The organism is Kocuria sp. GQ42 (assembly GCF_059758435.1).
In genome coordinates this window covers 187,525-213,425 of the sequence record NZ_JCAXEN010000005.1, presented here as the reverse complement: position 1 = coordinate 213,425, position 25,901 = coordinate 187,525, and the positions used below count along the sequence as shown (strand labels likewise).

25 protein-coding genes, 1 tRNA gene and 1 pseudogene are annotated in these 25,901 nt (G+C 72.7%); 12 read left to right on the top strand and 15 right to left on the bottom strand.

Going from position 1 to position 25,901, the window contains the following annotated elements:
• The first annotated feature begins 12 nt into the window (after positions 1-12).
• The gene (locus AC6CH6_RS12335; RefSeq protein WP_498255337.1) at positions 13-1,095 is read left to right on the top strand and encodes an ArsO family NAD(P)H-dependent flavin-containing monooxygenase; all 1,083 of its coding nucleotides are present in this window, start codon (positions 13-15) and stop codon (positions 1,093-1,095) included.
• Here AC6CH6_RS12335 and AC6CH6_RS12330 read toward each other — a convergent pair.
• Complete coding sequence (locus tag AC6CH6_RS12330) at positions 1,092-1,316, bottom strand: hypothetical protein (RefSeq protein ID WP_498255336.1); 225 nt, start codon at positions 1,314-1,316, stop codon at positions 1,092-1,094. The genes AC6CH6_RS12335 and AC6CH6_RS12330 overlap by 4 nt on opposite strands.
• Before the next feature lie 163 nt (positions 1,317-1,479).
• On the opposite strand from AC6CH6_RS12330, the gene AC6CH6_RS12325 reads away from it, so the two are divergent.
• Entirely contained in the window at positions 1,480-1,734 is a 255-nt protein-coding gene (locus tag AC6CH6_RS12325) for a hypothetical protein (protein ID WP_419968400.1), read from the top strand.
• A gap of 165 nt (positions 1,735-1,899) precedes the next feature.
• Complete coding sequence (locus AC6CH6_RS12320) at positions 1,900-2,184, top strand: hypothetical protein (protein ID WP_035926082.1); 285 nt, start codon at positions 1,900-1,902, stop codon at positions 2,182-2,184.
• A gap of 108 nt (positions 2,185-2,292) precedes the next feature.
• Here the strand turns inward: AC6CH6_RS12320 and AC6CH6_RS12315 are convergent.
• Positions 2,293-2,365, bottom strand: a tRNA-Lys gene (locus tag AC6CH6_RS12315).
• Between the two features lie 136 nt (positions 2,366-2,501).
• Here AC6CH6_RS12315 and glsA point away from each other — a divergent pair.
• The 4 genes from glsA (at position 2,502) to AC6CH6_RS12295 (ending at position 6,989) form a co-directional block, all read left to right on the top strand.
• Positions 2,502-4,373, top strand: a complete 1,872-nt coding sequence (glsA, locus tag AC6CH6_RS12310; RefSeq protein ID WP_498255335.1) for a glutaminase A — start codon at positions 2,502-2,504, stop codon at positions 4,371-4,373.
• A 43-nt stretch (positions 4,374-4,416) separates the two neighbouring features.
• Positions 4,417-5,061: a hypothetical protein gene (locus AC6CH6_RS12305; RefSeq protein ID WP_017832008.1), complete on the top strand. Its 645-nt coding sequence runs from the start codon at positions 4,417-4,419 to the stop codon at positions 5,059-5,061.
• Between the two features lie 292 nt (positions 5,062-5,353).
• Complete coding sequence (locus AC6CH6_RS12300; RefSeq protein WP_368796916.1) at positions 5,354-5,968, top strand: DUF47 domain-containing protein; 615 nt, start codon at positions 5,354-5,356, stop codon at positions 5,966-5,968.
• Positions 5,969-5,972: 4 nt separating this feature from the next.
• Positions 5,973-6,989: an inorganic phosphate transporter gene (locus AC6CH6_RS12295; protein WP_498255334.1), complete on the top strand. Its 1,017-nt coding sequence runs from the start codon at positions 5,973-5,975 to the stop codon at positions 6,987-6,989.
• A 132-nt stretch (positions 6,990-7,121) separates the two neighbouring features.
• Here AC6CH6_RS12295 and pstB read toward each other — a convergent pair whose 3' ends face one another.
• The 4 genes from pstB to pstS all read right to left on the bottom strand — a co-directional run bounded on the left by pstB (position 7,122) and on the right by pstS (position 11,338).
• Positions 7,122-7,901 carry a phosphate ABC transporter ATP-binding protein PstB gene (gene pstB, locus AC6CH6_RS12290; RefSeq protein WP_133411165.1) on the bottom strand — a complete coding sequence of 260 codons (780 nt, stop codon included), beginning with the start codon at positions 7,899-7,901 and terminating at the stop codon, positions 7,122-7,124.
• Between the two features lie 65 nt (positions 7,902-7,966).
• The gene (pstA, locus tag AC6CH6_RS12285; protein ID WP_498255333.1) at positions 7,967-9,100 is read right to left on the bottom strand and encodes a phosphate ABC transporter permease PstA; all 1,134 of its coding nucleotides are present in this window, start codon (positions 9,098-9,100) and stop codon (positions 7,967-7,969) included.
• Positions 9,100-10,056 carry a phosphate ABC transporter permease subunit PstC gene (gene pstC / locus AC6CH6_RS12280; protein WP_133411167.1) on the bottom strand — a complete coding sequence of 319 codons (957 nt, stop codon included), beginning with the start codon at positions 10,054-10,056 and terminating at the stop codon, positions 9,100-9,102. Before pstC ends, pstA begins: the two co-directional genes overlap by 1 nt.
• Positions 10,057-10,228: 172 nt before the next feature.
• The gene (gene pstS / locus AC6CH6_RS12275; RefSeq protein ID WP_498255332.1) at positions 10,229-11,338 is read right to left on the bottom strand and encodes a phosphate ABC transporter substrate-binding protein PstS; all 1,110 of its coding nucleotides are present in this window, start codon (positions 11,336-11,338) and stop codon (positions 10,229-10,231) included.
• A gap of 301 nt (positions 11,339-11,639) precedes the next feature.
• Here pstS and AC6CH6_RS12270 point away from each other — a divergent pair, with 301 nt between their 5' ends.
• Positions 11,640-12,788, top strand: coding sequence for an FUSC family protein (locus AC6CH6_RS12270; protein ID WP_133411169.1), 1,149 nt, complete (start codon positions 11,640-11,642; stop codon positions 12,786-12,788).
• 34 nt (positions 12,789-12,822) lie between these two features.
• On the opposite strand, the gene AC6CH6_RS12265 is transcribed toward AC6CH6_RS12270, so the two are convergent.
• The 6 genes and pseudogenes from AC6CH6_RS12265 to arsB all read right to left on the bottom strand — a co-directional run bounded on the left by AC6CH6_RS12265 (position 12,823) and on the right by arsB (position 17,675).
• Positions 12,823-13,452, bottom strand: coding sequence for an arsenate-mycothiol transferase ArsC (locus tag AC6CH6_RS12265; RefSeq protein ID WP_133411170.1), 630 nt, complete (start codon positions 13,450-13,452; stop codon positions 12,823-12,825).
• Positions 13,449-13,889, bottom strand: coding sequence for an arsenate reductase ArsC (locus AC6CH6_RS12260; protein ID WP_498255331.1), 441 nt, complete (start codon positions 13,887-13,889; stop codon positions 13,449-13,451). The genes AC6CH6_RS12265 and AC6CH6_RS12260 overlap by 4 nt, the downstream gene beginning before the upstream one ends.
• A 46-nt stretch (positions 13,890-13,935) precedes the next feature.
• Positions 13,936-15,687, bottom strand: coding sequence for an arsenical pump-driving ATPase (gene arsA / locus AC6CH6_RS12255; RefSeq protein WP_498255330.1), 1,752 nt, complete (start codon positions 15,685-15,687; stop codon positions 13,936-13,938).
• A 43-nt stretch (positions 15,688-15,730) separates the two neighbouring features.
• Complete coding sequence (gene arsD / locus AC6CH6_RS12250) at positions 15,731-16,117, bottom strand: arsenite efflux transporter metallochaperone ArsD (protein ID WP_498255390.1); 387 nt, start codon at positions 16,115-16,117, stop codon at positions 15,731-15,733.
• A gap of 24 nt (positions 16,118-16,141) precedes the next feature.
• A pseudogene (locus AC6CH6_RS12245) lies at positions 16,142-16,561 on the bottom strand (arsenate-mycothiol transferase ArsC); the annotation flags it as partial.
• Between the two features lie 25 nt (positions 16,562-16,586).
• Positions 16,587-17,675, bottom strand: a complete 1,089-nt coding sequence (arsB, locus tag AC6CH6_RS12240) for an ACR3 family arsenite efflux transporter (RefSeq protein WP_498255329.1) — start codon at positions 17,673-17,675, stop codon at positions 16,587-16,589.
• A gap of 84 nt (positions 17,676-17,759) precedes the next feature.
• Between arsB and AC6CH6_RS12235 the strand changes: the two genes are divergently transcribed.
• The 3 genes from AC6CH6_RS12235 to disA are packed head-to-tail and all read left to right on the top strand — an operon-like array spanning position 17,760 to position 20,707.
• Positions 17,760-18,146 (top strand): ArsR/SmtB family transcription factor, encoded by a 387-nt coding sequence (locus tag AC6CH6_RS12235; RefSeq protein ID WP_133411175.1) that lies wholly within the window; start codon positions 17,760-17,762, stop codon positions 18,144-18,146.
• A 49-nt stretch (positions 18,147-18,195) separates the two neighbouring features.
• Positions 18,196-19,623: a DNA repair protein RadA gene (radA, locus tag AC6CH6_RS12230; protein ID WP_498255328.1), complete on the top strand. Its 1,428-nt coding sequence runs from the start codon at positions 18,196-18,198 to the stop codon at positions 19,621-19,623.
• Positions 19,624-19,630: 7 nt separating this feature from the next.
• Entirely contained in the window at positions 19,631-20,707 is a 1,077-nt protein-coding gene (disA, locus tag AC6CH6_RS12225) for a DNA integrity scanning diadenylate cyclase DisA (RefSeq protein WP_133411176.1), read from the top strand.
• A 16-nt stretch (positions 20,708-20,723) separates the two neighbouring features.
• On the opposite strand, the gene AC6CH6_RS12220 is transcribed toward disA, so the two are convergent.
• Positions 20,724-21,371: a hypothetical protein gene (locus AC6CH6_RS12220; RefSeq protein WP_498255327.1), complete on the bottom strand. Its 648-nt coding sequence runs from the start codon at positions 21,369-21,371 to the stop codon at positions 20,724-20,726.
• 120 nt (positions 21,372-21,491) lie between these two features.
• Between AC6CH6_RS12220 and AC6CH6_RS12215 the strand changes: the two genes are divergently transcribed.
• Positions 21,492-22,469 carry an iron-sulfur binding domain-containing protein gene (locus tag AC6CH6_RS12215; RefSeq protein ID WP_498255326.1) on the top strand — a complete coding sequence of 326 codons (978 nt, stop codon included), beginning with the start codon at positions 21,492-21,494 and terminating at the stop codon, positions 22,467-22,469.
• On the opposite strand, the gene AC6CH6_RS12210 is transcribed toward AC6CH6_RS12215, so the two are convergent.
• Together AC6CH6_RS12210 and AC6CH6_RS12205 are read right to left on the bottom strand one after the other, a co-directional pair.
• On the bottom strand, positions 22,453-22,980 hold the full coding sequence (locus tag AC6CH6_RS12210; protein WP_498255325.1) for an amino-acid N-acetyltransferase: 528 nt from the start codon (positions 22,978-22,980) through the stop codon (positions 22,453-22,455). The genes AC6CH6_RS12215 and AC6CH6_RS12210 overlap by 17 nt on opposite strands.
• Positions 22,981-23,112: 132 nt before the next feature.
• A complete protein-coding gene (locus AC6CH6_RS12205) occupies positions 23,113-25,677 on the bottom strand; it encodes an ATP-dependent Clp protease ATP-binding subunit (RefSeq protein ID WP_498255324.1) in 2,565 nt (854 codons plus the stop codon).
• Positions 25,678-25,901: the final 224 nt, after the last annotated feature.

Genomic DNA, 25,901 nt, shown 5'->3' with positions numbered 1-25,901 from the left:
GGGAGCACGGACGTGGACGAGGTCCTCGACGTCGCGGTGGTGGGCGCCGGGCAGGCCGGACTGGCCGTGGGCTACCACCTCCGGCGCACGGGCCTGTCGTTCGCGCTGCTCGACGAGCAGGAGGCGCCGGGCGGGGCGTGGCGGCACGTCTGGCCGTCGCTGCGGCTGTTCTCCCCCGCGGCGTACTCGTCCCTGCCCGGGCACCCGATGCCGGACACGGCCGGGGCGGCCCCGGACGCCGCGCACGTGGTCGAGTACCTGTCCCGGTACGAGGAGCGCTACGGGCTGCCCGTCCGGCGGCCGGTCCGGGTGCGGGCCGTGCACCGTGACGGGGCGGGGTTCCGCCTGGTGACGGACGACGGCGAGCTGCGGGCGCGCGCCGTCGTGAGCGCCACCGGCACGTGGTCGCAGCCGTTCCGGCCCGCCCTCCCCGGGCAGCGGGAGTACCGCGGCGAGCAGGTGCACAGCGCCCACTACGAGGGGCCGGCGCGGTACCGCGGCCGCCGCGTGCTCGTGGTCGGCGGGGCGAACTCGGGGGCGCAGATCGCCGCCGAGCTCGCCGAGGTGTGCGAGCTGACGTGGTGCACCAACGCCCCGCCCCGCTACCTCCCCGACGAGGTCGACGGGCGCGAGCTGTTCCGCGTGGCCACGCTGCGCGCCCAGGCCCTCGCCGCGGGCCGGCCGGATCCCGGCGGGGTGGCGAGCCTCGGGGACGTGGTGGCCGTTCCCTCCGTGCGCCGCGCCCGCGACGCCGGGGTGCTCCACCCGCGGCCGATGTTCACGCGCTTCACCGCGCACGGCGTGGTCATGGCGGACGGCCGGGAGCAGCCCGTGGACGCCGTCGTCTGGTGCACCGGGTTCCGCCCGGCCCTCCGGCACCTGCGGTCCCTGCACCTGCGGGAGGACGACGGGCGGATCCGCACCGAGGGCACGGCCTCCACCCGGGTGCCGGGCCTTTACCTCGTGGGGTACGGGGACTGGACGGGCCCGGGATCGGCGACCCTCGTCGGTGTCGGCCGCTCGGCGCGGGACACGGTCGCGGCGGTGCGGAAGCGGCTCGCCGGCGGCTGGGACCAGCGCGCGGCCGCGCCCTAGACCGGGTCGTCGGGGCCGGTGTCCTCCGGGCGCCGGTCGCGCCGGACGAAGCGGACCACCCGGACGGCGATCACCCCGGCCCAGAGCAGCAGCAGCACGAACACGAAGGCGCTGAACACCCCGTCCTCCGAGGACCAGGTGAGCAGCTGGCCCGCGAGCAGCAGCACCGCGGTCGCGGAGAGCAGGATCAGCGCGGTGCGCTCGCTGCTTCGCTCGGGCATGGCGGCTCCTGCCGGTCGGCGTCCTGGTCCCCGGATCCTCGCACATCCCGGACGGGTGCGTCCTGCCGGGCGCCGGTCCGGGAACGTCATCCGCCGCTCTTCCCTCGACGCGGCGGGCCGCCGGGCTACCGTGGAGAGGTCCCCGACAGAGAGGCTCCCCCCGATGCGCCGCACCCTTCCCGCCGTGGCCCTGCTCGCGCTGACACTGACCGGGTGCGACGACCGGCCGGAGGAGGTGGCGAGCACCCCCGGTGCCTCCCCCACCTCCTTCAGTCCTCCTCCCCCGGTCACCGCCACGCCGACCCCGACGCCCGACGGTCTGCCCACGGACCCCGGGACCGGGTCCGCGGCTCCCGCCCCGGACCAGCCCGGTCCCGAGTCGGTCCCCACCCCCTCCGAGCAGCTCGACGGGCAGTAGCGCGGCCCGGGCGGGAGGACGCCGGCGTCCGGCCGGACAAAAGTGCAGGGGATGCCGACGGATGTCCACACCTCGATCCCTCGGCGACACGCGAGGGTCGCGGGCACCCCGGGGCGCTCACATGCATAAACATGGGCATACCCCCTCTCCCTGGAAGGTTCCCCCATGTACGAGAACACCGCTCTCGTTCCCCGCCCCCGCTGGGCGACCCATCAGGAGCTGACCGACCCCGAGACGGTCACCAACTCGCGGGAGCTGCCCGCCCGGTCCCTCGCCGGCCCGTCGGCGGTCGCGCTCCTGGAGACCTGGGAGGTCATCACCACCGCGGACGGCTCCTACGCCCACCGTGACGGGCTCGTCCTGCACATCGGCCACGAGGCGTGGACCGTGGAGCAGGCCAGGGCCCTGCACGACCGCATCGGCGAGGCCCTCGCCCTGCTCGACCGGTAGCACCACCGGCGCCGCCGGGCGCCCCCGCACACCGGGTCGCCCGCCGCGGGAGAGCAGAGAACCCCACCGGCCCCGGGCGCACCGGGAGCGATGGGGTTCTGTCGCGGGTGGGCCCCGTGGGGCTCGAACCCACGACCCATGGATTAAAAGTCCACTGCTCTACCAGCTGAGCTAGAGGCCCGTGCTCCACCGGCGAGCGCGCAGCGCGGCCGGTCCGGAGCGGGCACCACTCTACCGCACGGTCCCCCCAGGAGCCGGACGCCTAGAGTGGTGGGCAGTCCCGTGCCACCCATGCCGATTCGACCGGAGGACCGACCGTGCCGCACCCGAGCACCGAGGAAGAAGCACGCACGGAGACGGAGCTCTTCGGTCCGTCGGCCGTCACCGAGTACCTCGAGCAGGTGGTGGAGCAGCTGCGGGACGTCCGCGGCGGCGAGCCCAGCTCCTCCATCCCCGCCCTGGCCCAGGCCGACACCGAGCGCTTCGGCGTCGTCATCGCCACCGCGGACGGCCACGTGTACGAGGCCGGCAGCACCCGGGACGAGTTCAGCATCCAGTCGATCTCCAAGGCGTTCACCTACGCGCTCGCCGTGTCCGACCTCGGGGCGGAGGCGGTGCACGCGAAGATGGACGTGGAGCCGAGCGGGGACGCCTACAACGAGATCTCCCTCCAGCCCGGCACCGGGCGCCCCGCCAACCCGATGATCAACGCCGGTGCGATCGCCTCCACGTGGCTCGTCCCCGACAGCGACCGCGACCTGCGCCGGGACCGGATCCGCGAGGCCTACTCGCGGTGCGCGGGCCGGGACCTGGCGATCAGTCCCGAGGTCCTCGCCCAGGAGCACGCCGCCGGGGACCGCAACCGCGCCCTCGGCTACCTCCTGGCCTCCGCCGGGATCATCGAGGGGGACCCGACCCAGGCCCTCGAGGACTACTTCGCCCAGTGCTCGGTGCTGATCACGTGCCGCGACCTCGCCCTGATGGGCGCGACCCTCGCCAACGCCGGCACCAACCCGCTGACCGGGGACGAGGTCTTCGACGTCGACACGGTCTCCCGGGTGCTGTCCGTGATGAGCTCCTGCGGCATGTACGACGACGCCGGCGAGTGGATGGTCCGGGTGGGCCTGCCCGCGAAGTCCGGGGTGGGCGGCGGCATCATCGCCGTCCTGCCCGGGGAGCTGGCCGTGGCGACCTTCTCCCCGGCGCTGGACCGGCACGGCAACAGCGTGCGCGGGGTGCTCGCCTGCGAGCGGCTCTCCCAGGACCTCGACCTGCACTTCACGCACACCGCCCGGGTGGCCCGCTCCACGGTGCGCGCCAGCTACCCGATCGACCAGTCCCCCTCCCTGGTGCGCCGCAACGCCGAGGCCGAGGCGGTGCTGGCCGACCACGGCAAGGACGCCGTCGTCGTGGAGCTCCAGGGCGACCTGCTGTTCACGGGCACGGAGACCGCGATCCGCACCGTCCGCGACGTCGCCTACGAGGCCTCGTACGTGGTGGTGGACATGCGCCGGGTGGACGTGATCGCGGAGTACGCGATGCCGCTCCTGGCCAAGACCCGGGCCGAGCTGCAGGCGGCGGGCCGCACCGTGGTGGCGGTGGCCACGGACCCGGGCTTCGCCGGCTCCTTCGGGGGCGAGCCGCCGCTCGAGGTGTTCCCCAGCCGGGCCGCGGCCATCAAGTGGGTCGAGGACCGGCTGCTCGAGGAGCACGGCGGCCCGGAGTGCACCCCGTCCCGGGTGAAGCCCGTGGAGTCCGAGCTGTTCTCCCGGCTGGACCCCGAGGACGCCCGGGACCTCCGCGCCCGGACCGTCGAGCGGACGTGGGCGGCCGGGGAGAACATCCTGCGCACGGGGCAGAACTTCGCCGGCATCCACCTCATCGTCAGCGGCAGCGTGTCGATGTCCCTGCGCACGCCCACCGGCGAGCGCATCGAGCTGCAGGTCCTCGGCCCGGGGATGAGCTTCGGGGAGCTGGCCCTCGGCACCGGGAACAAGCAGCACGCGACCCTGAGCGCCGTCACCGACGTCACCGCGCGGGTGCTGCTCCCGCAGGCGCTCGCGGAGCTCGAGCAGGAGGAGCCCGCCCTGGGGCTGCGGCTGTGGAAGGCGCTGGCCCGGGACGGCTTCGAGCAGACCGACCAGCAGTGGCGGGACACGGCGGTGCACGCCTCGACCAGCGACTGGTGAGCGCTCCGTGGCCCGCCGCGGGCCACGGCCGTACGCTGGACGCATGAGCGACGCGCCCCGCCACCACAAGCCGGTGAAGTTCTCCCCGGAGCAGTTCGAAGCGCACGAGGGCGGCCCCGACCCGGCCCGCGTCTCCGAGGCGGCCCACCTCGCCGCCCACGCCCTGGTCTCCCGCGGGCGCGCCAGCGACGATCCCGAGATCAGCCGGCGGCTCATCGAGCTGACCGACGAGCAGGGCCTGGAGGGGATCGCCGAGATGTGGGCCGAGGCCCCGGCGGTGTCCCTGCCCGGGGCCCTGTGGCGGCTCTACGCCCTGCGGGCGGGGGTGCGCAAGGACCCGGTGCGGATGGGCCGCTACTTCACGGCGGGACGGGGCACCGCGCAGGTCTCGCACGTGGTGGCCGGCGTCGCGGAGCCCCCCGGGGCGGACGAGATCACCTCGATGGCGGACGCGATCCTCTCCGGCGCGTTCAACGGGGAGTTCGACGTCGCCCTGGACCGGTTCGCGGCCTTCTGCCGCGTGATCGCCCTCGGCCGGATCCGGCTGGCGGACACCGGGCAGATGCCGGTCGTGGACCCGGACGCGGCCCGGGCGCCGAGCACCGTGGCCCTCACCCAGCGGCTCGAGCGGACCGCGGAGGAGCTCGAGGCCGCGGCGCACCAGTGGCGCCGCGGCCACCTCGACTGAGCCCCGCGGTCCGGGCGTGCGGAGGTCCCGCCGTGCGGGAGCCCACAGCCGCAGGACTTGGCCCCACGAGCACGTCGACTACCATGGAACCCAGGTGCCGGGCCGCGGCAGCCCCGGGCTCCATCACATAGCCGCCACGAGCGGCCTTCCGCCGAGAGGCGCTCCCGGTCCGGCACCGCCCCCCTCCTCCTTCCGGGACCACGGGCCGCCCCCGGGCCACCCGACGGCCCCATGTACAGTGGGATCCGCCGTGCTCCGCGGCGCAGGTCACGACGCCCAGGACGGTCAACACATGGCGCTTCGCATCTTCCCGGAGGACGAGCTGGTCCTGGACCTGCTGGCCGACATGTCGGGACAGGTGACGGAGACCGTGCGGCTCCTGTCCGAGCTGATGGGCTCCCCCGAGGCCGACACCGCGACCCTCGACGCGATCCGCGAGTGCGAGGCCCGCTCCACCGACCTGTACTTCTCCGTGATGACCACGGTGCGCTCCACGTTCGTGATCCCCATCCCCCGGCAGGACGTCTACATCCTGGGCCACTGGCTCAACAAGGCCGCGGAGGAGCTGCTGGCGGTCGCGGAGGCGCACGTCGCCTACGCCCTCAGCCGGCCGCCCTCCTACGCCACGGACCAGCTCGGGGTGATCGAGCGGATGTCCGAGCTGACCACCCGGGCGATGCGCGACCTCGGCAGCCTCCAGGGCCTGGACGACTACTGGTACGAGATGCTCCGGCTGGGCAAGCAGTCCGAGCGCATCTACCAGCTGCACATGGGCCACCTGCTCGAGAACCACAAGGCGATCCCCGCGATGCGGCGCGAGCGCGCCGTCCGGCGCTTCGCCGGGGCCGCCCGGGCCCTGGTGCGGGTCTCGACCGAGGTGGGCCGCATCGTCGTGGCGGAGTCCTGAGCCCGTGCTGACGGCCCTGACCGTCCTCGGGATCGTCCTGGCCGTGACCCACACCGTCGTCAACGGTTTCCACGACGCCCCCAACGCCCTCGCCCTGCCGGTGCGCTTCCGCGCGCTCACGCCCCGGGTGGGCCTGGTGTTCACCGCCCTCGTCAACGTCGCCGGCGTGTGGGCCGCCGCGTACCTGCTCGCGGACTGGGTCATCACGGGCGTCCCCGTGCCGCACAGCGTGGTGGGCTCCGCGACGATCGTCTGCGCCCTGGTGACCACGATCGGCTGGAACCTGCTCACGTGGCGGTGGGGCATGCCCAGCTCCTCGACCACGGCACTGGCCGGCGGGCTGCTCGGCGCCCTGCTGGGGGCCCGCGCCGTGGGGCTCACGGCGGTGAACCCGCTCACGGCAACGGCCTTCTACCAGGTCGTCGTGCCCCTGGTGCTGGCGCCGCTGGTCGCCTACGCCGCGGCCTGGGTGCTCGTGGTCCCCCTGCTGCACCTGCTGCGGCACTCGGAGCCGGACGCCACCACGTTCCGCTCCCGGCTCGTCCTGGCCATCGGGGCGGCGGCCGTCTCCTTCGGGCACGGCATCCACCACGGCCGCCGGGCCGTCTGGGTCCTCGCCACGCTGCTGCTGTGCGCCGGCCTCCAGGACCCGCTGGCGGGCGGGGCCGGCCCGTGGCTGTTCCTGGTCGTGGCGGCCGGACTGGCCGTGGGCACCCTGTTCGGGGCCTGGCGGATCGCCTACACCCTGTCCTCCCGGATGATCACGATCGACCCGTTCCGCGGCGCGGTGGCCCAGGGCGTGGCCGGGTCCCTGCTGTTCCTGGGCGGGACGCTGATCCCCGTGCCGATGTCCACGTCCCAGACCACGGCCGCCGCGATCCTGGGCGCGGGACGGCAGCAGCGCTTCCACACGGTCAACGTCCGGGTGGTGCGGCGGGTCCTGCTGGTGTGGGCCCTCACCGTCCCGGCCTGCGGCGTGATCTCCGGGACGCTCCTGCTCGCCCTCTCGCCGCTGCTCTAGACGCCGCAGCGGCACCGTTGCGGGCTCCGCCGCCGAGCGTGCTGCCGGGGCGGGCTCTCCGCGGACGACGACGGGCACCGGTCGCCCCCCGCGGAGGTGACCGGCGCCCGTCGTCGTCGGTGCCGGGACGGCTCAGCCGAAGCGGCCGGAGACGTAGTCCTCCGTCTGCTTCTCCGTGGGGTTGCTGAAGATCTCGGTCGTGGGGCCGTACTCGATGAGCTTGCCCGGCTTGCCGGTGCCGGCGATGTTGAAGAAGGCGGTCCGGTCCGACACGCGCGAGGCCTGCTGCATGTTGTGGGTCACGATGACCACGGTGTACTCCTCCTTGAGCTCGCTGATCAGGTCCTCGATCGCCAACGTGGAGATCGGGTCCAGGGCGGAGCAGGGCTCGTCCATGAGGATGACCTCGGGCTTCACGGCGATCGCCCGGGCGATGCACAGACGCTGCTGCTGGCCGCCGGACAGACCGGAACCGGGCTTGTCGAGGCGGTCCTTGACCTCGTTCCAGAGGTTCGCCCCTCGGAGCGAGCCCTCCGTGAGGTCGTCGGCGTCGGAGCGGGAGATCCGCTTGCTGTTGAGCTTCACGCCTGCGAGCACGTTGTCGCGGATGGACATGGTGGGGAACGGGTTGGGCCGCTGGAAGACCATCCCGATCATGGAGCGCACCAGGACGGGGTCCACGCCGGGACCGTAGAGGTTCTCGCCGTCCAGGAGGACCTTGCCCTCGGCCCGGGCACCGGGGATCACCTCGTGCATCCGGTTGAGGGTGCGCAGGAGGGTCGACTTGCCGCAGCCGGACGGGCCGATGAACGCGGTCACCGACCGGGCGTCGATCCCCATGCTGACGTCGTCGACGGCCAGGAAGTCGCCGTAGTAGACATTGAGGTTCTCGACGTCAATTCGCTTGGACATGTGTGTTCCTTGCTTCTTTCTCGCGGAGATGCGTGCGGGAGGTCCGGTGGGAGGAGGGCGGCGCGTCAGCGGCCGGCGGTCTTGGGCGCGAAAGCCCGCGCGACGAGCCGGGCGAGGAGGTTGAGCAGCATCACGATCAGGATGAGGATCAGCGCCGCCGCCCACGCGCGCTGCTGCGAGGGATCCGGGTTGGTGGGTGAGGTGGGAGTGAGGATCTGGTAGTAGATGAACGTGGGCAGCGTGGTCATCCACCCGGAGAACGAGTTCCAGTTGATGGCGGTCGCGAAGCCGGCGGTGACGAGCAGCGGAGCGGTCTCCCCGATCACGCGGGCGATCGCCAGGGTCACGCCGGAGGCGATCCCGGAGATCGCCGTGGGAATCACCACCTTGAGGATGGTCCGCCACTTGCGCACGCCCAGGGCGTAGGCCGCCTCGCGCAGCTCGTTGGGGACGATCTTCAGCATCTCCTCGGTGTTCTTCACGACCGTGGGGATCATCAGCACGGTCAGCGCGACCGCCGCCACGAAGCCGAAGCGCGCGGAGGGACCGAGGAGCAGACCGAAGAGGGCCGCCGCGAACAGGCCCGCCACGATCGAGGGGATGCCCGTCATGACGTCCACGAAGAACGTGATCGACTTCCCGAGCCAGCCGCCCTTCGAGTACTCCACGAGGTAGATGGCCGTGAGCAGGCCGATGGGGACCGACATGAGCGTGGCCCAGAAGGTGATCGACACGGTGCCCACGATCGCGTGGTAGGCACCGCCGAGCACGGGGCCCTCACCTGCCGCCGCCGCGTTGTCGGTGGCACCGGTGACGCCGTTCATCGAGGTGAGCAGCAGGTTCGAGTTCAGACCCGGAACACCGTTGGCGAGCACCGTCCAGATCACGGAGATCAGCGGGATCACCGCCAGGACGAACGCCGCGTAGACGAGGTAGGTCATCAGGGAGTCGGCTCCCTTGCGCCCGCCCTCGACAGCGGTCACGGCGACCGGGGCGGCCACCAGGAAGACCACGGCGGCGAAGACCGCCCACAGACCCGTGGAGAAGCCCACCAGGGCGGCCAGAGCAGCTCCCACCACGACGGCGGCGACCGCGATCGCGGGAACGAGCCACTTCGGTCTCTGGTTGCGCGTCAGGGTGGGTCGACGGCTCGCGGGGCTCGGCGACGAGGTCGGCTGACGGAGGGATGCGGTCGACATCAGTTGGCTCCCGAGAATTCCTTGTAGCGGGCGATGATGGCGCGGGCGATCATGTTCACGATCAGGGTGATGAGGAACAGGATCAGGCCGGCCGCGATGAGCTCGGACAGCCGCAGCCCGTAGGCCTCCGGGAAGTTGAGCGCGATCTCGGCCGCGATGGTCTGGTTGCCGGACTGCACGAGCGAGGCCGTCAGCGGACCGCCCGAGAGCACGAGCGCCACGGCCATGGTCTCGCCGAGGGCCCGGCCGAGGGCCAGCATCACCGAGGAGATGATGCCGGGCCGGGCGAAGGGCAGCACCGTCATCCGGATCATCTCCCACCGGGTGGCGCCGAGGGCCAGGGCCGCCTCCTCGTGCAGCTTGGGCGTCTGGATGAAGATCTCCCGGGACATCGCCGTGATGATCGGCAGGATCATGATGGCCAGCACGATGCCGACCGTGAGCATGGTCTTGCCGGTCTGTGAGGCGGGGCCGGAGAACATCGGGATGAAGCCGAGGTTCGTGGTGAGCCACGCGTAGAAGGGCACGAGCGACGCCGCGAGGACCGTGGTGCCCCAGGCTCCGTAGATGACGGACGGGATGGCTGCCAGCAGGTCGATGATGTAGCCGACCGGCTTCGCGATGCGCGCGGGTGCGTAGTGGGAGATGTACAGGGCCACCAGCACGCCGATGGGGGTGGCGATCACGATGGCGATGACCGCGGCGATCACCGTGCCGATGACCAGTGGCCAGATGTAGGACCAGAAGCCGGCCCCTCCGGTGATCTCCTCGGCGGACGCCTGGAAGGTGGGCAGGGCCTCCAGGAAGAGGAACAGTGCCACGGCCGCCAGCGACGCGAGGATCAGGATGCCCGCGCCGAGGCTGAACCCGGCGAAGATAGAGTCTCCCGCTCGGCCGTCGGCCGCTGGGTCCTCGGCGAGCGCGGTGGGCTCCTGGGTGGTGACGGTGGTGGACATGTCGTGCGCCCCTTCGATGGCCTGGAACGAGCTGCGCCGGACGGGATCGGTCCCGGCGCCGGAATCCGGTGATGCGTCTCACGGCGAGGACGCCTCACACAGAAAGGTCCCGTTCGGTGCGGGCTCGGGCACGGGGCCCGCACCCGCACCGAACGGGATCAGCAGAACGAGATCAGCCGGCGACCGTGATCTGGTCGAGAGCTTCCTGAGCCTGGGTGCGCAGGCTCTCGGACATGGGAGCCGAGCCGGCGGCGTCGGCGGCGACCTGCTGCCCCTCCTCGCTCACCATGTACTCGCCGAAGGCCTTGACCAGGTCTGCGGTCTCCTGGGAGTCGTACTGCGGGCAGAAGATCTCGTAGGACACGAGCACGACCGGGTAGGACCCGGACTCGGTGGTGTCCCGGGCGAGGTCCATCGCCATGTCGTACTCGGCACGACCCTCGATGGGGGTGGAGGCCTCCACAGCGGCAGACGCGGCCTCCGGAGAGTAGTTCACGAACTCCTCGCCCACGCGCACGGCCGCGGTGCCGAGGTCCCCAACGACCGAGGCGTCGGCGTAGGTGATGGCGCCCTCGGTGGAGGTCGTCGACTGCACGACGCCTGCGTTGCCCTTGTTGTTCTCCGCGGCCCACTGGGACGGCCAGTTGCCGGAGACCTCCTCGGTCCACACCTCGGGGGCGGCCGCGGCCAGGTACTCCTGGAAGTTCTCGGTGGTGCCGGACTCGTCGTTGCGGTGCACCACGGTGATCTGGGTGTCCGGCAGCTCGGCCTCGGGGTTGAGCTCGGCAAGCGCGGGGTCGTTCCACTCGGTGATCTCGCCGGTGAAGATCTGGGCGATGGTCTCGCCGTCCATGTTGAGGGTGTCCACGCCGGGGAGGTTGAAGGCCACGGCGATCGGCGAGATGTACGCCGGGACGTGGAAGCCGCCGTCGGGACCGCAGACCTCCTTGGACGCCTCGAACTCCTCGTCGTCGAGGTAGGCGTCGGAGCCCGCGAAGTCCGTGCCCCCGGCGGTGAAGGCCTCGCGGCCGGCGCCGGAGCCGTCCGGGGAGTACTGCACCGTCACGTCCGGGTTCGCCTCCTGGAAGCCGTTGATCCAGGCCGTCATGGCGGCGTTCTGCGCCGAGGACCCGCTGCCGGTCAGGGTTCCGGACAGGCTCGACCCGGAGGTGTCCTCCGACCCGGCACCCCCGCCCGTGGCGTTGTCCGAACCGCACGCGGTGAGTGCGAGCGAGCCGATGGCCAGAACAGCCGCGGAACGGCCGAGGTGGGAAACCTTCACTTGAATAGCCCCTTCAGATCACGGTGGTGCCCCGTCGAAGGGGCCGTCGTTCGATGTGGCGCCGGAAGAGTTCCGGGCCGGTGCGAGAGGCGGATCTGCGGTGCGACCGCGGACCTCTCACCCAGAGACGCTAGGGAGCGCAGGTGGCCAGATTGACGTGTGAAGGTGAACGGAGGGTGAACACGGGCGGCGTCTCCGTGGCAGAGTCGCACATCTCACACCACGTTCGGTCGGCTCCGGGGCCGGCGCAGGGCTCCGGCCCCGCGCCGGCGGTCCCGTGCTACTCGCCTAGGATGGCCCCATGCAGCCAGGCAACCGTGCGCGAGCCGCGGCCCGCGCGGTGCGCAGCCGCACCCGGATCGGTGTGACGCGGGTCCGGACGGGCCTGCTCCAGAGCTTCCAGATCACGGTCGCCAGCGTCGGCGCCTACCTGATCGCGGAGCAGCTGCTGGGCCACTCCGGGCCCATCTTCGCGGCCACCGCGGCCCTGGTGGCCCTGGGCTTCGCGAAGGACGGGCTGCGCTACCGGCGGGTCCTCGAGGTCTCGATCGGCTGCACCCTCGGCATCGCCGTGGGGGACACGCTGATCCACGTCCTGGGCACGGGCGTCTGGCAGGCCGGCGTGGTCCTGATGACCTCGATCCTGCTGGCCCGATTCCTGGACAACGGCACGCTGTTCACCACCCAGATGGGGCTGCAGTCGGTGCTCGTGGTCCTGCTGCCGCCGTCCCAGGACGGGGTCTTCGCGCGGTCCACGGACGCGGTCGTGGGCGGGCTGTGCGCCCTCGCCATGGCCTACTTCGTGCCCACGGACCCGCGGAGCCAGCCGCGCCAGGGCCTGCGGGCGCTCGTCGACGAGTTCTCCGGGGTGCTCCGGGAGGCGAGCCGGGCCATGGAGGACTACGACGCCACCGCCGCCTGGCACGCCCTCGTGCGTGCCCGGCAGACCCAGCCGCTGGTGGACTCGGTGACGTCCGGGCTGAAGTCCGCCCTCGAGATCGCCACGGCCTCGCCGCTCTACCGCGGCCGCCGCGCGGAGATCGAGGGGATCGCCCACTCCATCCGCTACCTGGACCTCGCCGTGCGCAACGCCCGGGTGCTCGCCCGCCGCCTCGCCTCCGTGCTCAACCACGTGACGCTCTCCGACGAGGCCGTGGCCGCCATGAGCGCCGCCCTCGAGGACCTCGCGGACGCCGTCGTCACCCTGGGCAACGCGCTCGCGGTGGCCTCCCCCGGCTCCCGGGAGAGCTACCTGCGCCAGGCCCGCAACGAGCTGGCGAACGTGGCCGGGCGCCTGCACCCCGGGCAGATGGGAGTGCGCACCATGGAGGGCGAGACCTTGGTGCTGGACATGCGCCCGATGGTCGTGGACCTGCTGGAGGCGGCCGGGATGACGCACGACGAGGCACGGGACCAGCTCCCCCGGCTCGAGGGCTGGGACCGCGCCTGAGCGCGGCCCCGGCCACCCCCGCAGGGCAGACCGGTCACGGACGGAGCTGGTCCCAGAGGGCCCGCACGCGCGCGTCGACGGCGTCGACGATCTCCCGGACCCCCTCCGGGCTCTCCCGGGAGGGGTCGGCGATGCCCCAGTCCAGGTACCGCTTGCCCGGGTACACCGGGCAGGCGTCCCCGCAGCCCATGGTGATCACGTAGTCGGCCGCCCGCACCACGTCGTCGGTCAGCGGCTTGGGGTACGCCCCGGACAGGTCGATCCCGCGCTCCGCGAGCTCCGCCACCACGAGGGGGTGGATCTCGGAGCCCGGCAGGGAGCCGGCCGAGCGGACCTCCACGCCGTCCCCTGCGTAGTGCCCCAGCAGGGCCGCGGCGATCTGGGAGCGGCCGATGTTGTGCACGCACACGAACAGCACCTGCGGGACCGGGGAGTCGATCCTGCCCTGGGACTGGGCGAGGGCCCGGAGCCGGTCGTCGGCGAAGTGCCCGGCCAGGGTGGCCAGGTGGGTGCGGAGCCGCGCGGTGCGCGAGAGCGTCGTGTAGGACTCGAACACGTAGCGCTCGACCGTCTCCGGGGAGAAGATGCCCTCGTAGCGCCCGGCCAGGTGCACGGCGGTGCGCTGGAGGACGTGGGTGTCCAGGTTCTCGGCGGGCTGGGTCATGACCGGCCCTCCTGCTGGGTGTTCTCGCCGGGCAGCAGATCCGCGATCAGCTGCTGGATCCGGGCCCTGATCTCGTCCCGGATGGGGCGCACGGCCTCCACGCCCTTCCCCGCCGGGTCCGCCAGCGCCCAGTCCTCGTACCGCTTGCCGGGGTAGAACGGGCACGCGTCCCCGCAGCCCATGGTGATGACCACGTCGGAGTCCTGCACGGCCTCGTCGGTGAGGACCTTGGGGATCTCGGCGCTCATGTCGATGCCCTCCTCGGCCATCGCCGCCACGGCGGCCGTGTTCACGGAGTCCGCCGGCGCGGAGCCGGCGGAGCGCACCTCGATGCGCCCCCGGGAGAGGTGGGTGAGGTAGGCGGCGGCCATCTGGGAGCGCCCGGCGTTGTGCACGCACACGAACAGGACGCTGGGCTTGGTGGTCTCGGGGCTCATGGGGCGGGTGTCCGTTCTGTCGGTGGGAGGACGGGGGTCGGGTGCGTCAGGTCCGGACCGGGGCGGGGCCGGCGAGCCGGGCCAGGGCGGTCTCGCCCACGGGCTCCTCGGCCAGCAGCGGGATCACGGCGGTCCGCGGGGACCGGTCCTGTACGGCGCGGATCTGCTCGAGCTCGGCGCGGGCCCGCTCCTGCAGGAACGCGGAGCCGGGGGCGGCGGCGGCCACGGAGTGGTTGACCACCCACGCCCAGGGGTGCAGGTCGGCCCGCTCCAGGTCCTCCTGCAGCCGGGTCGCCTCCAGCACGGGCGTGGTCTCCGCCAGGGTGACCAGCACCAGCTTGGTCAGCTCCGGGTCCTGCAGCCGCATCAGCGGGGTGGCGTAGGAGAACCCCTCGCCCATGCTGCGGGCGATCTCCCGGTGGTAGGAGCCGGTGGCGTCCAGCAGCAGGAGGGTGTGCCCGGTGGGGGCGGTGTCCATGACCACGAAGCGGCGGCGGGACTCGTTGACCGCCTGGGAGAACTCGTGGAAGACCGCGACCTCCTCGGTGCACGGGGACAGCAGGTCCTCGGCCAGCTGCGCCCGCCCGGTCTCGTCCAGGTTCCTGCCCTTGGACGCCAGGACCCGGCCGCGGTAGGCGGCGACGGCCTGCTCGGGGTCGATCCGCGAGACGGTGAGGTGCTCGACCTCCCCGGCCAGGGTCTCGGAGAGGTGTGCCGCCGGATCGGTGGTGGTCAGGTGGACGTCGTGACCGCGGTGGGCCAGGGCCACGGCGACGGCCGCGGCGACAGTGGTCTTGCCGACCCCGCCCTTGCCCATGCACATCACCAGCCCGTGGTCCTGGGCGGCGAGCTCGTCCACCAGGCGGTCCAGCCCCGGCAGGTCGAGCTCCGCGGGCGGGGCGGACGGCGCCGGCTCCGGGGCGTCGTGGTCGAGCAGGGACCGCAGGGCGTCCAGCCCCACCATGTTCTGCGGGCGCAGGGCCACCTCGTCCCGCGGCAGGCCGGCGAGGACCGGGGGCAGCCCGGCGAGGGCGGCCTGCTCCCGGGCCCGCACCGCGACGACGAGGGGGTCCTCGCCGGCCGGCATCAGGCCGTTGAGCACGAGGTGCTGCTCGGTCATCCCGATCCGCGCGAGCTCCTCGTGCGTGCGGGCCACCTCCGCCAGGCCGGACTCCTGGGCGCGGGCCACCAGCACCAGCCGGGTGCGGGCGGGGTCGGCCAGGGCCGCCACGGCGGCGGCGTACGTGCTGCGCTGCTTCTCCAGCCCCGAGAGCGGGCCCAGGCAGGAGGCGTCGCCCTTGCCGGCGTCGAGGAAGGAGGTCCAGTCCCCGGGCAGCTGCAGGAGCCGGATGGTGTGGCCGGTGGGGGCGGTGTCGAACAGGACGTGGTCGTGGCGCTCGCCGATCGTGCCGTCGGCCAGGATCCCCGTGAACTCGTTGAAGGACGCGATCTCGGTGGTGCACGACCCGGAGAGCTGCTCGGTGATCGAGACGATCTCCGCCTCGGGCAGCAGCCCGCGGACCGGGCCGACGATCTTCTCCCGGTAGGCCGCCGCGGCCTGCTCCGGGTCGATCTCCAGCGCCTCCAGGCCGGGGACCCCGGGAACGGGGGTGATCGTGTTGCCGATGCGCACCCCGAACACCTGGCCCACGTTGGAGGCCGGGTCCGTGCTCACCAGCAGCACCCTCCGGCCCGCAGCGGCCAGGTGCACGGCGGCGGCGCAGGCGATCGAGGTCTTGCCCACGCCGCCCTTGCCCGTGAAGAACAGGAACCGTGGGGCGTGGTCGAGGAAGTTCATGGTGCTCGCTTTCCGCAGGAGGGCGTGGCCGGTCGTCGCGGGCTCAGCAGCAGCCGGTGGGGCCGCAGCACCCGGTGTCGTCCGGGGCGGTCGCGGCGCTCAGCCCCAGGTCCGGACGCGGTCCGGCCGCCGGGACCGCGGTGCTCAGACCGGCCAGGGACTCCAGGCGGGACCGGTCCGGGTAGGCGCCGGTGGCCACGGTGACCCCGTCCACCAGCACCAGGGGCAGTCCGGCGGAGCCGGCCACGCGCAGGAAGTCGCTGACCACCGGTGTGCCGGCGAACGCCTGGGGGTCGTTGGCGAGGTTGTGCCGGGTGATGTCCACCCCGCGGGAGCGCAGGTGCTCGAGGTCCGCGGTGAACTCGACCAGGGCCTGGTCCACGTCGGGACCGCACACGCCGGTGCTGCAGCACAGGGCCGGTTCGAACACCTCGATCCGGGGCCCGGGGGCGGCCGTCAGCTCGTCCAGCAGCCGCCGGACCCGGGCGTCGATGTCGTCGCGGACCAGGCGCATCCGCTCCGCGCCCTCGATGCCGCGGGCGGACGGCTCGTCGGTGTGCCAGGTCTCGATCGTGCCGGTCATCCCCTCGACCGGCTCGACCCTCGCCTCGTCGCCCAGCACGACAACCCGGTCGACGGAGCGCAGCAGCTCGGGGTCGATGGGCTTCGGGTGCCCGGAGGACATGTCCGCACCGACCTCGGCGACCACCTCGGCGGACAGGGCGTTGATCTTGGTGCCCGGCGTGGTGCCGGCGGAGTGGACCTCCACGGCACCTGCGGCGTGGAGGTCCATGAGGGCGGCGGCCATCTGGGACTTGCCGCCGTTCTTGGCGCACACGAACAGGACGGAGGGCTTCGCGGTCTCGGTGCTCATCGGATACTCCTCGGAAATCACAGGGTCAGCGGGTGGGGACGGTGGCATCACCGGGGAAGAGCGTGCGCCCGGCCCACAGGGACACGTACACGAGGCCGACCAGGACGGGGACCTCGATGAGCGGGCCGACCACCCCGGCCAGGGCCTGTCCGGAGGTGACCCCGAAGGTGCCGATGGCCACGGCGATGGCGAGCTCGAAGTTGTTGCCGGCGGCGGTGAACGCCACGGTGGTGGACTTCGCGTAGTTCAGTCCCAGCGCCCGGGAGGCCAGCAGGGCCACCCCGAACATGAGGAAGAAGTAGACGACCAGGGGCAGGGCGATCCGGGCCACGTCCCAGGGGTTCGAGGTGATGGCCTCGCCCTGCAGGGCGAAGAGCAGCACGATGGTGAACAGCAGGCCGTACAGGGCCCAGGGCCCCAGCTTCGGCAGGAACGTGCCCTCGTACCACTCCCTGCCCCTGGCCTTCTCGCCGAGGGTGCGGGTGAGGAACCCGGCCACCAGCGGGATGCCCAGGAACACCAGCACCGAGACGACGATGGACCACACGGAGAACTCCGCGCTGGTGGTCGGCAGCCCCAGCCAGGCGGGCAGGACCTGGAGGTAGAACCAGCCCAGGGCGCCGAAGGCGATCACCTGGAACACGGAGTTGATCGCCACCAGCACGGCGGCCGCCTCGCGGTCGCCGCAGGCGAGGTCGTTCCAGATCAGGACCATCGCGATGCAGCGGGCCAGGCCCACGATGATCAGCCCGGTCCGGTACTCCGGCAGATCGGGGAGGAAGATCCAGGCCAGGGCGAACATCAGGGCCGGGCCCACGATCCAGTTCAGCGCCAGGGACGCGCCCATCAGGCGCCGGTCGGCGGCGATGCGGCGGGTCTCGTCGTAGCGGACCTTGGCCAGCACCGGGTACATCATCACCAGCAGCCCGATCGCGATCGGCAGAGAGACCTCGCCGATCCGCACGGCCTCCAGGGCGGTGTTCAGGCCCGGGACGAAGCGGCCGAGCAGGAGGCCGACGACCATGGCGATGAGGATCCAGACGGGCAGCCAGCGGTCGAGGAAGGACAGGTCCTTCATCACGCCCGGGGCGGCGGGGGCGGTGGTGGTGCTCATGGGCGGGCGGACCTCTTCACATCGACGGGCATCTATCCCGCACAGTACGGGTCACATCGACAGCCGTCAATGTAGGATGGGGGGATGACTCTCGCTCCGGACCTCGACAGCACGGCCGACGCCGGGACCGCCGGCCGGTGCGCCCCCGGCGCACCGGCCACGGAGTGCTGCTCGCTCTCGGGCGGGCCCATGGGCCACGACGACGCCCGGCGCGTGGCGGGCCTGCTCAAGGCCCTGGCCGACCCCACCCGGCTGCGCCTGCTCTCCCACGTGGCCGCCCAGGGCTGCGACACCGTGTGCGTGTGCAGCCTCACGGACGACCTCGGCATCAGCCAGCCCACGGTCAGCCACCACATGAAGAAGCTCGTCGAGGCCGGGCTGCTCACCCGCGAGCAGCGGGGCAAGTGGGCGCACTACTCCGTGGTGCCCGGGGCGTTCGCGGAGCTGCGCGCCTTCCTCGACCTGCGCTGAGCCGGCCGCGGCGCTTGGGCCGTCCGAGGCGGCGGCTAGCCTGGACGCCATGAGCACCCGCACCCGCCGCAACTCCCCCGCCTACCGCTGCACCGAGTGCGGCTGGAGCACCGCCAAGTGGGTGGGCCGCTGCGGGGAGTGCCAGGCGTGGGGCACGGTCGAGGAGATCGGCGAGCACAAGGCCCGCACCACGGCCGCCCGGTCGATCGCCGAGCCCGCCCGTCCCATCGCCCAGGTGGACGCCACGGTGGCGGCCTCCGCGCCCACCGGGGTGCCCGAGCTGGACCGGGTCCTCGGCGGCGGACTGGTCCCCGGCGCGGTCGTGCTGATGGCGGGCGAGCCCGGGGTCGGGAAGTCGACCCTGCTGCTCGACGTCGCCGCCCGCTTCGCGGAGGGCGCGGGCGAGGGCACCCGCGACGTCCTCTACGTCACGGGCGAGGAGTCCGCGGCGCAGGTCAAGCTGCGCGCGGACCGGATCGACGCCGTGGCGCCCAGCCTGTACCTCACCGCCGAGACGGACCTGGCCACGGCGCTGGGCCACATCGAGAAGATCTCCCCCCGCCTGCTCGTGGTCGACTCCGTGCAGACGCTGGCCAGCGCCGAGGTCGAGGGCTCCGCGGGCGGGGTGACGCAGGTCCGGGAGGTCGCCGCCTCCCTGATCGCCGCGGCCAAGAAGCGGAACATGACCACGCTGCTGGTGGGGCACGTGACCAAGGACGGCTCCATCGCCGGGCCGCGGCTGCTCGAGCACCTGGTGGACGTCGTGTGCCAGTTCGAGGGCGAGAAGCACTCCCGGATCCGGCTGCTGCGGGCCGTCAAGAACCGCTACGGCCCCACGGACGAGGTCGGCTGCTTCGACCTCACCGAGACCGGGATCACGAGCGTGGAGGACCCCTCGGGCCTGTTCGTCTCCCGCACGGCCCTGCCCGTCTCCGGCACGTGCCTCACGGTGACCCTGGAGGGCCGCCGGCCCCTGCTCGCCGAGGTGCAGGCGCTGCTGGACCGCTCCTCCACCGCCCAGCCCCGGCGGGCCACCGCCGGCCTGGACTCCCAGCGGGTCGCCATGCTGCTCGCCGTGCTGCAGCGGCGGGCCGGCGTGAACCTGGCCGGGCTGGACTGCTACGTCTCCACGGTCGGCGGGGTGAAGCTCACGGAGCCGTCCACCGACCTCGCCGTGGCCATGGCGCTGGCCTCGGCCGCGCAGGACCGGCCCCTGCCGCAGCGCCTGGTGTGCTTCGGGGAGGTGGGCCTGGCCGGCGAGGTGCGGCCCGTCCCGGGCATCGGGCGCCGCATCCAGGAGGTCGCCCGGCTGGGCTTCACCCACGCGGTCGTGCCCGCGAGCCCCACCGGCCCGAGCCCCGTCCCGGCGGGGTTCACCGTCCGGGAGGTGACCACCATCAGCGACGCCATGGAGCTGCTCTTCCCCCGGTCCGCCGCCGCGCCCGCCCGGAACCGGCAGACCGCCGCGGCCGTATGATGTGACCGTGGCGAAGACCCCTGAGAACGCACTGCGCAAGACGCTGGCCCGCATCGCACCCGGCACCGAACTGCGCACCGGTCTCGAGCGGATCCTGCGCGGGCGCACGGGCGGGCTGCTCGTGCTCGGCTTCGACCGCTCCGTCGAGGCCATCTGCTCCGGCGGCTTCGACATCGACACCGACTGCACCGCGCCCAGGCTGCGGGAGCTGGCCAAGATGGACGGCGCCATCATCTGCGACCGGGACGCCACCCGCATCCTCAAGGCCGGGGTGCAGCTCGTCCCCGACGCCTCGATCGGCACCACGGAGTCCGGCACCCGGCACCGCTCCGCGGAGCGCACCGCCAAGGAGACCGGGGTGCCGGTGATCTCCGTGAGCCAGTCCATGAGCGTCATCACGATCTACGTGGGCGAGACCCGGTACGCCATCGAGGGCTCCCAGTCGATCATGGCCCGCGCCAACCAGGCCCTGCAGACCCTCGAGCACTACAGCCACCGGATGGAGCAGGTGCTCGGCAACCTGTCCTCGCTCGAGATCGAGGCGTCCGTGACGGTGCGGGACGTGGCCCTGACCCTCCAGCGCATGGAGATGGTCCGGCGGATCTCCTCCGAGATCGGCTGGTACGTGCTCGAGCTCGGCGTGGACGGGCGGCTCATCGCGCTGCAGCTCGAGGAGCTCACCGCGGGCACCGGCCCGGGGCCGGACGTGGTGCTGCGCGACTACCTGCCCGACGGCACCCCCGCGGAGGGCATCGAGGAGGGCCTGGGGCGGCTCGCCGAGCTCACCCCCGCGGAGCTCATCGACCTGCAGCGGATCGCGGTGTCGGTGGGTCTCGTCGAGCCGCAGGGCAGCCTCGAGACGGACCTGCACCCGCACGGCTACCGGCTGCTGGAGGGCATCAAGTCGATGCCGCGGGCGGTCGCCAACCGGCTGGTGCGCCAGTTCGACGGCCTGCAGTCGCTGATGGCCGCCAACCTGGAGGACCTCAAGGCGGTCGAGGGCATCGGCGAGCAGCGGGCCCGCACGGTGCGCGAGTCGCTCTCCCGGATGGCCGAGACCAGCCTGCTCGAACGCTTCATGTGAGCCGCGCGCGGCGCGCTCACTCCAGGACGAACGGCACGGGCTCCGCGGTGCGCTCCCCGAGGGACGTCACGAGACGGTAGTACCCGGCCTGGGCCTCGCCCCCCGCCTCCGCGCAGCCCTCGGCGGTGCGCAGGCGGTTCCACGTCAGCCGGGCGACCTCCTCCTGTCCGGGCTCGACCGTCACCTCCGCGTCCTCGGCGCCGGCCTGGCAGTGCCTGCTGTCGAAGACGGTGTCCGCCCCCGAGGTCACCTCGTAGACCATCCGGGACGTGCCCGCGTTGACGCGGCAGGGGTCCTCCCCGGTGTTCTCCAGGGTCAGCTCGAGGACCGGCTCGGCGTCCTCCGGGTAGCTCTCCCGGTCCGTCGACGCCCGCACGGCGAGGTCGGGGCCGCACTCCTCGACCGGCCCCTCCGTGGCGGACGCGGACGCGGACCCGGAGGCCGACGCGCTCTCGTCCGGCCGCGGCGTGAAGTCCGCGAAGGGCTCCTCCGAGGCCGCGGCGGCAGAGGCGGTGGCCGCGTCCGGCGCCGGGACGTCCTCCGTCTCCCCGGAGCCGAGCATGCCCGCGACGGCGGAGACCAGGCCCACCGCCACGAGGACGAGCAGCACGCCCGCCGCGAGGGCCGCCACGAGCCGGCGGCGCCGGTACACCTCGGGGCTCAAGCGCCGGGATCCGGGGTCGCGGGGAGCTCGTCCGTCGTCGTCGTGACCGTTCCCCGACCGTCCGTGGGGGGTGCTCCCGGAACCCTTCTGCGCCATGCTCCCAGGCTACAGTGGACTCCGATGAGCTCCCCGCACACTGCCCCGACCGCCGCCGCGGAGCCCGCTCCGCCGGGCCTGCACCGGGCCGTGACCGACTGGTTCGACGCCGCCGCCCGGGACCTGCCGTGGCGGGACCCGTCCTGCTCCCCGTGGGGGGTCATGGTCAGCGAGTTCATGCTCCAGCAGACGCCCGTGGTGCGCGTGCTGCCCGTGTGGCGGGCGTGGATGCAGCGCTGGCCGCGGCCCGCGGACCTCGCGGCGGAGAGCGCCGGGGAGGCCGTGCGCGCCTGGGGCCGGCTCGGCTATCCGCGGCGGGCCCTGCGGCTGCACGCGGCCGCCGTCGAGATCACCGAGCACCACGGGGGCCGGGTGCCGTCCGCGCACGAGCTGCTGCTGGCCCTGCCCGGGGTGGGCGCCTACACGGCCGCCGCGATCGCGGTCTTCGCCTTCGGCGACCGGCAGACCGTGGTGGACACGAACATCCGCCGCGTGCACGCCCGGATGGTCACGGGGCGGGCCCTGCCCTCGCGGTCGCTGACCGCCGCGGAGCTGCGCCTCGCGGAGGAGCTGATGCCCGCCGACGACGCCCTGGCCGTGCGCTGGAACCAGGCCGTGATGGAGCTCGGCGCCCTCGTCTGCACGGCCCGCTCCCCCCGCTGCGAGCAGTGCCCGGTGCGGGACGCGTGCGCGTGGGTCGCCGCGGGCCGGCCCGAGCCCGACGAGGCGCCCCGCGGCCAGGCCTGGCACGGCACGGACCGCCAGGTCCGCGGGGCGATCATGGCCGTGCTGCGGGCCGGGTCCGTGCCGGTGCCGGCACCCTCCCTCACGGGGCCCGTGGACGTCGCCACGGGCGCGGGCCTGGCGCCGGAGGCCCTCCGGGCCCTGGACGCCCTGCACGGGCTGGGCGCCCCGGAGGAGCAGCGCCGGCGCGCCCTGGACGGGCTGGTGCGGGACGGGCTGGCCGCCGCGGGACCGGCCGGGGTCAGTCTTCCGGGCTGAGCTCGAGCAGCATCCGGGTGTTGCCGAGGGTGTTGGGCTTCACCCGGGCGAGGTCCAGGTACTCGGCGACGCCCTCGTCGTGCGAGCGCAGCAGCTCGGCGAACACGTCGGGGTGCACCTGGTTTTGGTTGGGCATGACCTGGAAGCCGTGCCGGCTGAAGAAGTCGACCTCGAAGGTCAGGCAGAACACGCGCGAGACCCCCACGGCGCGGGCCCGCTCGATGAGCCCGGCCAGCAGGGTGCGTCCCACCCCGCGGCCCCGCCACTCGTCGGAGGTGGCCAGGGTGCGGACCTCGCCCAGGTCCTCCCACATCACGTGCAGGGCGCCGCAGCCGACGAGTCCGGCCTGCTCGTCGCCGACCGCCTCCACCACAAGGAACTCCTGGATGCCCTCGTAGTAGGCGACCGTGTCCTTGTTGATCAGCACTCCGGCGCGCGCCAGCGGGGCCACGAGGTCCTTGATGGCGGGGACGTCGGAGGTGCGGGCGGGTCGCAGGCGCAGGTCGGTCACGGCCCCCAGTGTACGCTTGCGAACTCCGCGGCCCCGCCGAGGTTGCCCTCCGTGACCGTCCCCACTTGGGCGGACGCCGAGGGGCCCGCCGCGCGGATGCGCGACGGGCCCCTCGGCGGGTTCCGGGCGGACTCAGCCCTCGGTGCGGTTCTCACCGTCGCCGCGGGCGACGTCGACGTCCTCGAGGCCGCCCATCGGGTCGACCATGCCGTCGCCCGTGAGGTCGGACATCGGGGTGGAGGAGAAGGTCAGCTTCTCCGCGTCCCCCTCGCCCTCGGTGTCCACGAAGATCTTCTCCCCGGTGCTGATCTCCCCGAAGAGGATCTTCTCGGACAGCTGGTCCTCGATCTCCCGCTGCATGGTGCGGCGCAGCGGGCGGGCGCCCATGGACGGGTCGTAGCCCTTGCGGCTGACCCACCGCTTCGCGGCGTCGGAGAGCTCGATCGACATGCCCTGGTCGCGCAGCCGCTCCTGCAGCCGGGCCACGAACAGGTCCACGATCTGCACGATCTCGTTCTCGGTGAGCTGCGGGAAGACGATGATCTCGTCCACGCGGTTGAGGAACTCGGGCCGGAAGTGCTCCTTGAGCTCGTCCTGCACCTTGGCCTGCATGCGCTCGTAGTTGGACGCGGGGTCCACGCCGGTCTGGAAGCCGACGGGGACGGCACGGGAGATGTCCTTGGTGCCCAGGTTCGTGGTCATGATGATCACGGTGTTCTTGAAGTCCACCACGCGGCCCTGCGAGTCGGTCAGGCGACCGTCCTCGAGGATCTGCAGCAGCGAGTTGAACAGATCCTGGTGCGCCTTCTCGACCTCGTCGAAGAGCACCACCGAGAACGGCTTGCGGCGCACCTTCTCGGTGAGCTGGCCGCCCTCCTCGTAGCCCACGTAGCCCGGAGGGGCGCCGAAGAGCCGGGAGACGGTGTGCTTCTCCTGGTACTCGGACATGTCCAGGGTGATGAGGGCGTCCTCGTCCCCGAACAGGAACTCCGCCAGCGCCTTCGCGAGCTCGGTCTTGCCGACGCCCGTGGGCCCGGCGAAGATGAACGACCCGCCCGGGCGCTTGGGGTCCTTCAGGCCCGCACGGGTGCGGCGCATCGACCGGGAGAGCGCCTTGATGGCGTCGTCCTGGCCGATGATGCGCTTGTGGAGCTCGTCCTCCATGTGCAGGAGACGTCCCGTCTCCTCCTCGGTGAGCTTGTAGACGGGCACACCGGTGGAGGCGGAGAGGACGTCGGAGATGACCTCGGGGGTCACCTCGGCGAGCTCGTCGCCGCCCTCGCGCCAGGCACGGTCCTTGTCGTCCCGCTCGGCGATGAGCTTCTGCTCCGTGTCGCGCAGCGAGGCGGCCTTCTCGTAGTCCTGGCCGTCGATCGCGGCCTCCTTGAGCCGCTTGACCTCGACGATGCGGTCGTCGAGCTCCTTGATCTCCGGCGGGGCGGTCATCCGCTTGATGCGCAGGCGCGCACCGGCCTCGTCGATCAGGTCGATCGCCTTGTCCGGCAGGAACCGGTCGGAGACGTACCGGGCGGCCAGGTGCACCGCGGCCTCGAGGGCGTCGTCCGAGATCGAGACGCGGTGGTGCGCCTCGTACTTGTCGCGCAGGCCCTTGAGGATCTCCACGGCGTGCGCCTCGGAGGGCTCGTCCACCTGGATCGGCTGGAAGCGGCGCTCGAGGGCCGCGTCCTTCTCGATGTGCTTGCGGTACTCGTCGAGGGTCGTGGCGCCGATCGTCTGCAGCTCGCCCCGGGCCAGCATCGGCTTGAGGATCGAGGCGGCGTCGATCGCGCCCTCGGCCGCGCCGGCGCCCACGAGGGTGTGGATCTCGTCGATGAACAGGATGATGTCCCCGCGGGTGCGGATCTCCTTGAGCACCTTCTTGAGCCGCTCCTCGAAGTCGCCGCGGTAGCGGGAGCCCGCCACCAGGGACCCGAGGTCCAGGGTGTAGAGGTGCTTGTCCTTCAGCGTCTCCGGGACATCGCCGCGCACGATGGCCTGGGCCAGGCCCTCGACCACCGCGGTCTTGCCGACGCCCGGCTCACCGATCAGCACCGGGTTGTTCTTGGTGCGCCGGGAGAGGATCTGCATGACCCGCTCCATCTCCTTGAACCGCCCGATGACGGGGTCCAGCTTGCCCTCGCGGGCCGCCGCGGTGAGGTTGCGGCCGAACTGGTCCAGCACGGCCGAGCCCGCGGGCGTACCCTCGGACTGGCCGGCCGAGCGCACGCCGGCGCCCTCCTTCTCGGGGGTGCCCCCGCCCTGGTAGCCGGAGATCAGCTCCAGCACGGTGGAGCGCACCTTCTGGGGCTCCGCGCCGAGCTTGGTCAGCACCTGCGCCGCCACGCCCTCGCCCGCGCGGATGATGCCCAGCAGGATGTGCTCGGTGCCGATGTAGTTGTGGCCGAGCTGGAGGGCCTCGCGCAACGAGAGCTCGAGGACCTTCTTGGCCCGGGGGGTGAAGGGGATGTGCCCGGACGGGGCCTGCTGGCCCGGTCCGATGATGTCCTGGACCTGCTCGCGGGCGCCGGTGAGGGTGATGCCCATCGAGTCGAGCGCCTTGGCGGCCACTCCCTCGCCCTCGTGGATCAGCCCGAGCAGCAGGTGCTCGGTGCCGATGTAGTTGTGGTTGAGCATCCTGGCCTCTTCCTGGGCCAGCACCACGACCCGGCGGGCGCGGTCGGTGAAGCGTTCGAACATGGATACTCCTCAGTCGATGTCTGCACCCGATGCTACGCACCCGAGGGGGTGATCGGGGGGCTGTTCGCCACCGGCGAGAAGACCGGGGGGCCGGGGCGCGGGCCGTCCCCGGAACAGCCCGGGGGAAATGCCGGTGTTCGCGTCCGCACCGGCAAAGGCGCAGGTCATCAAAAGAATGCCGGGGCATTTTGTGCCCGGGCCCCGCGGCGGCCGATAGGGACCCG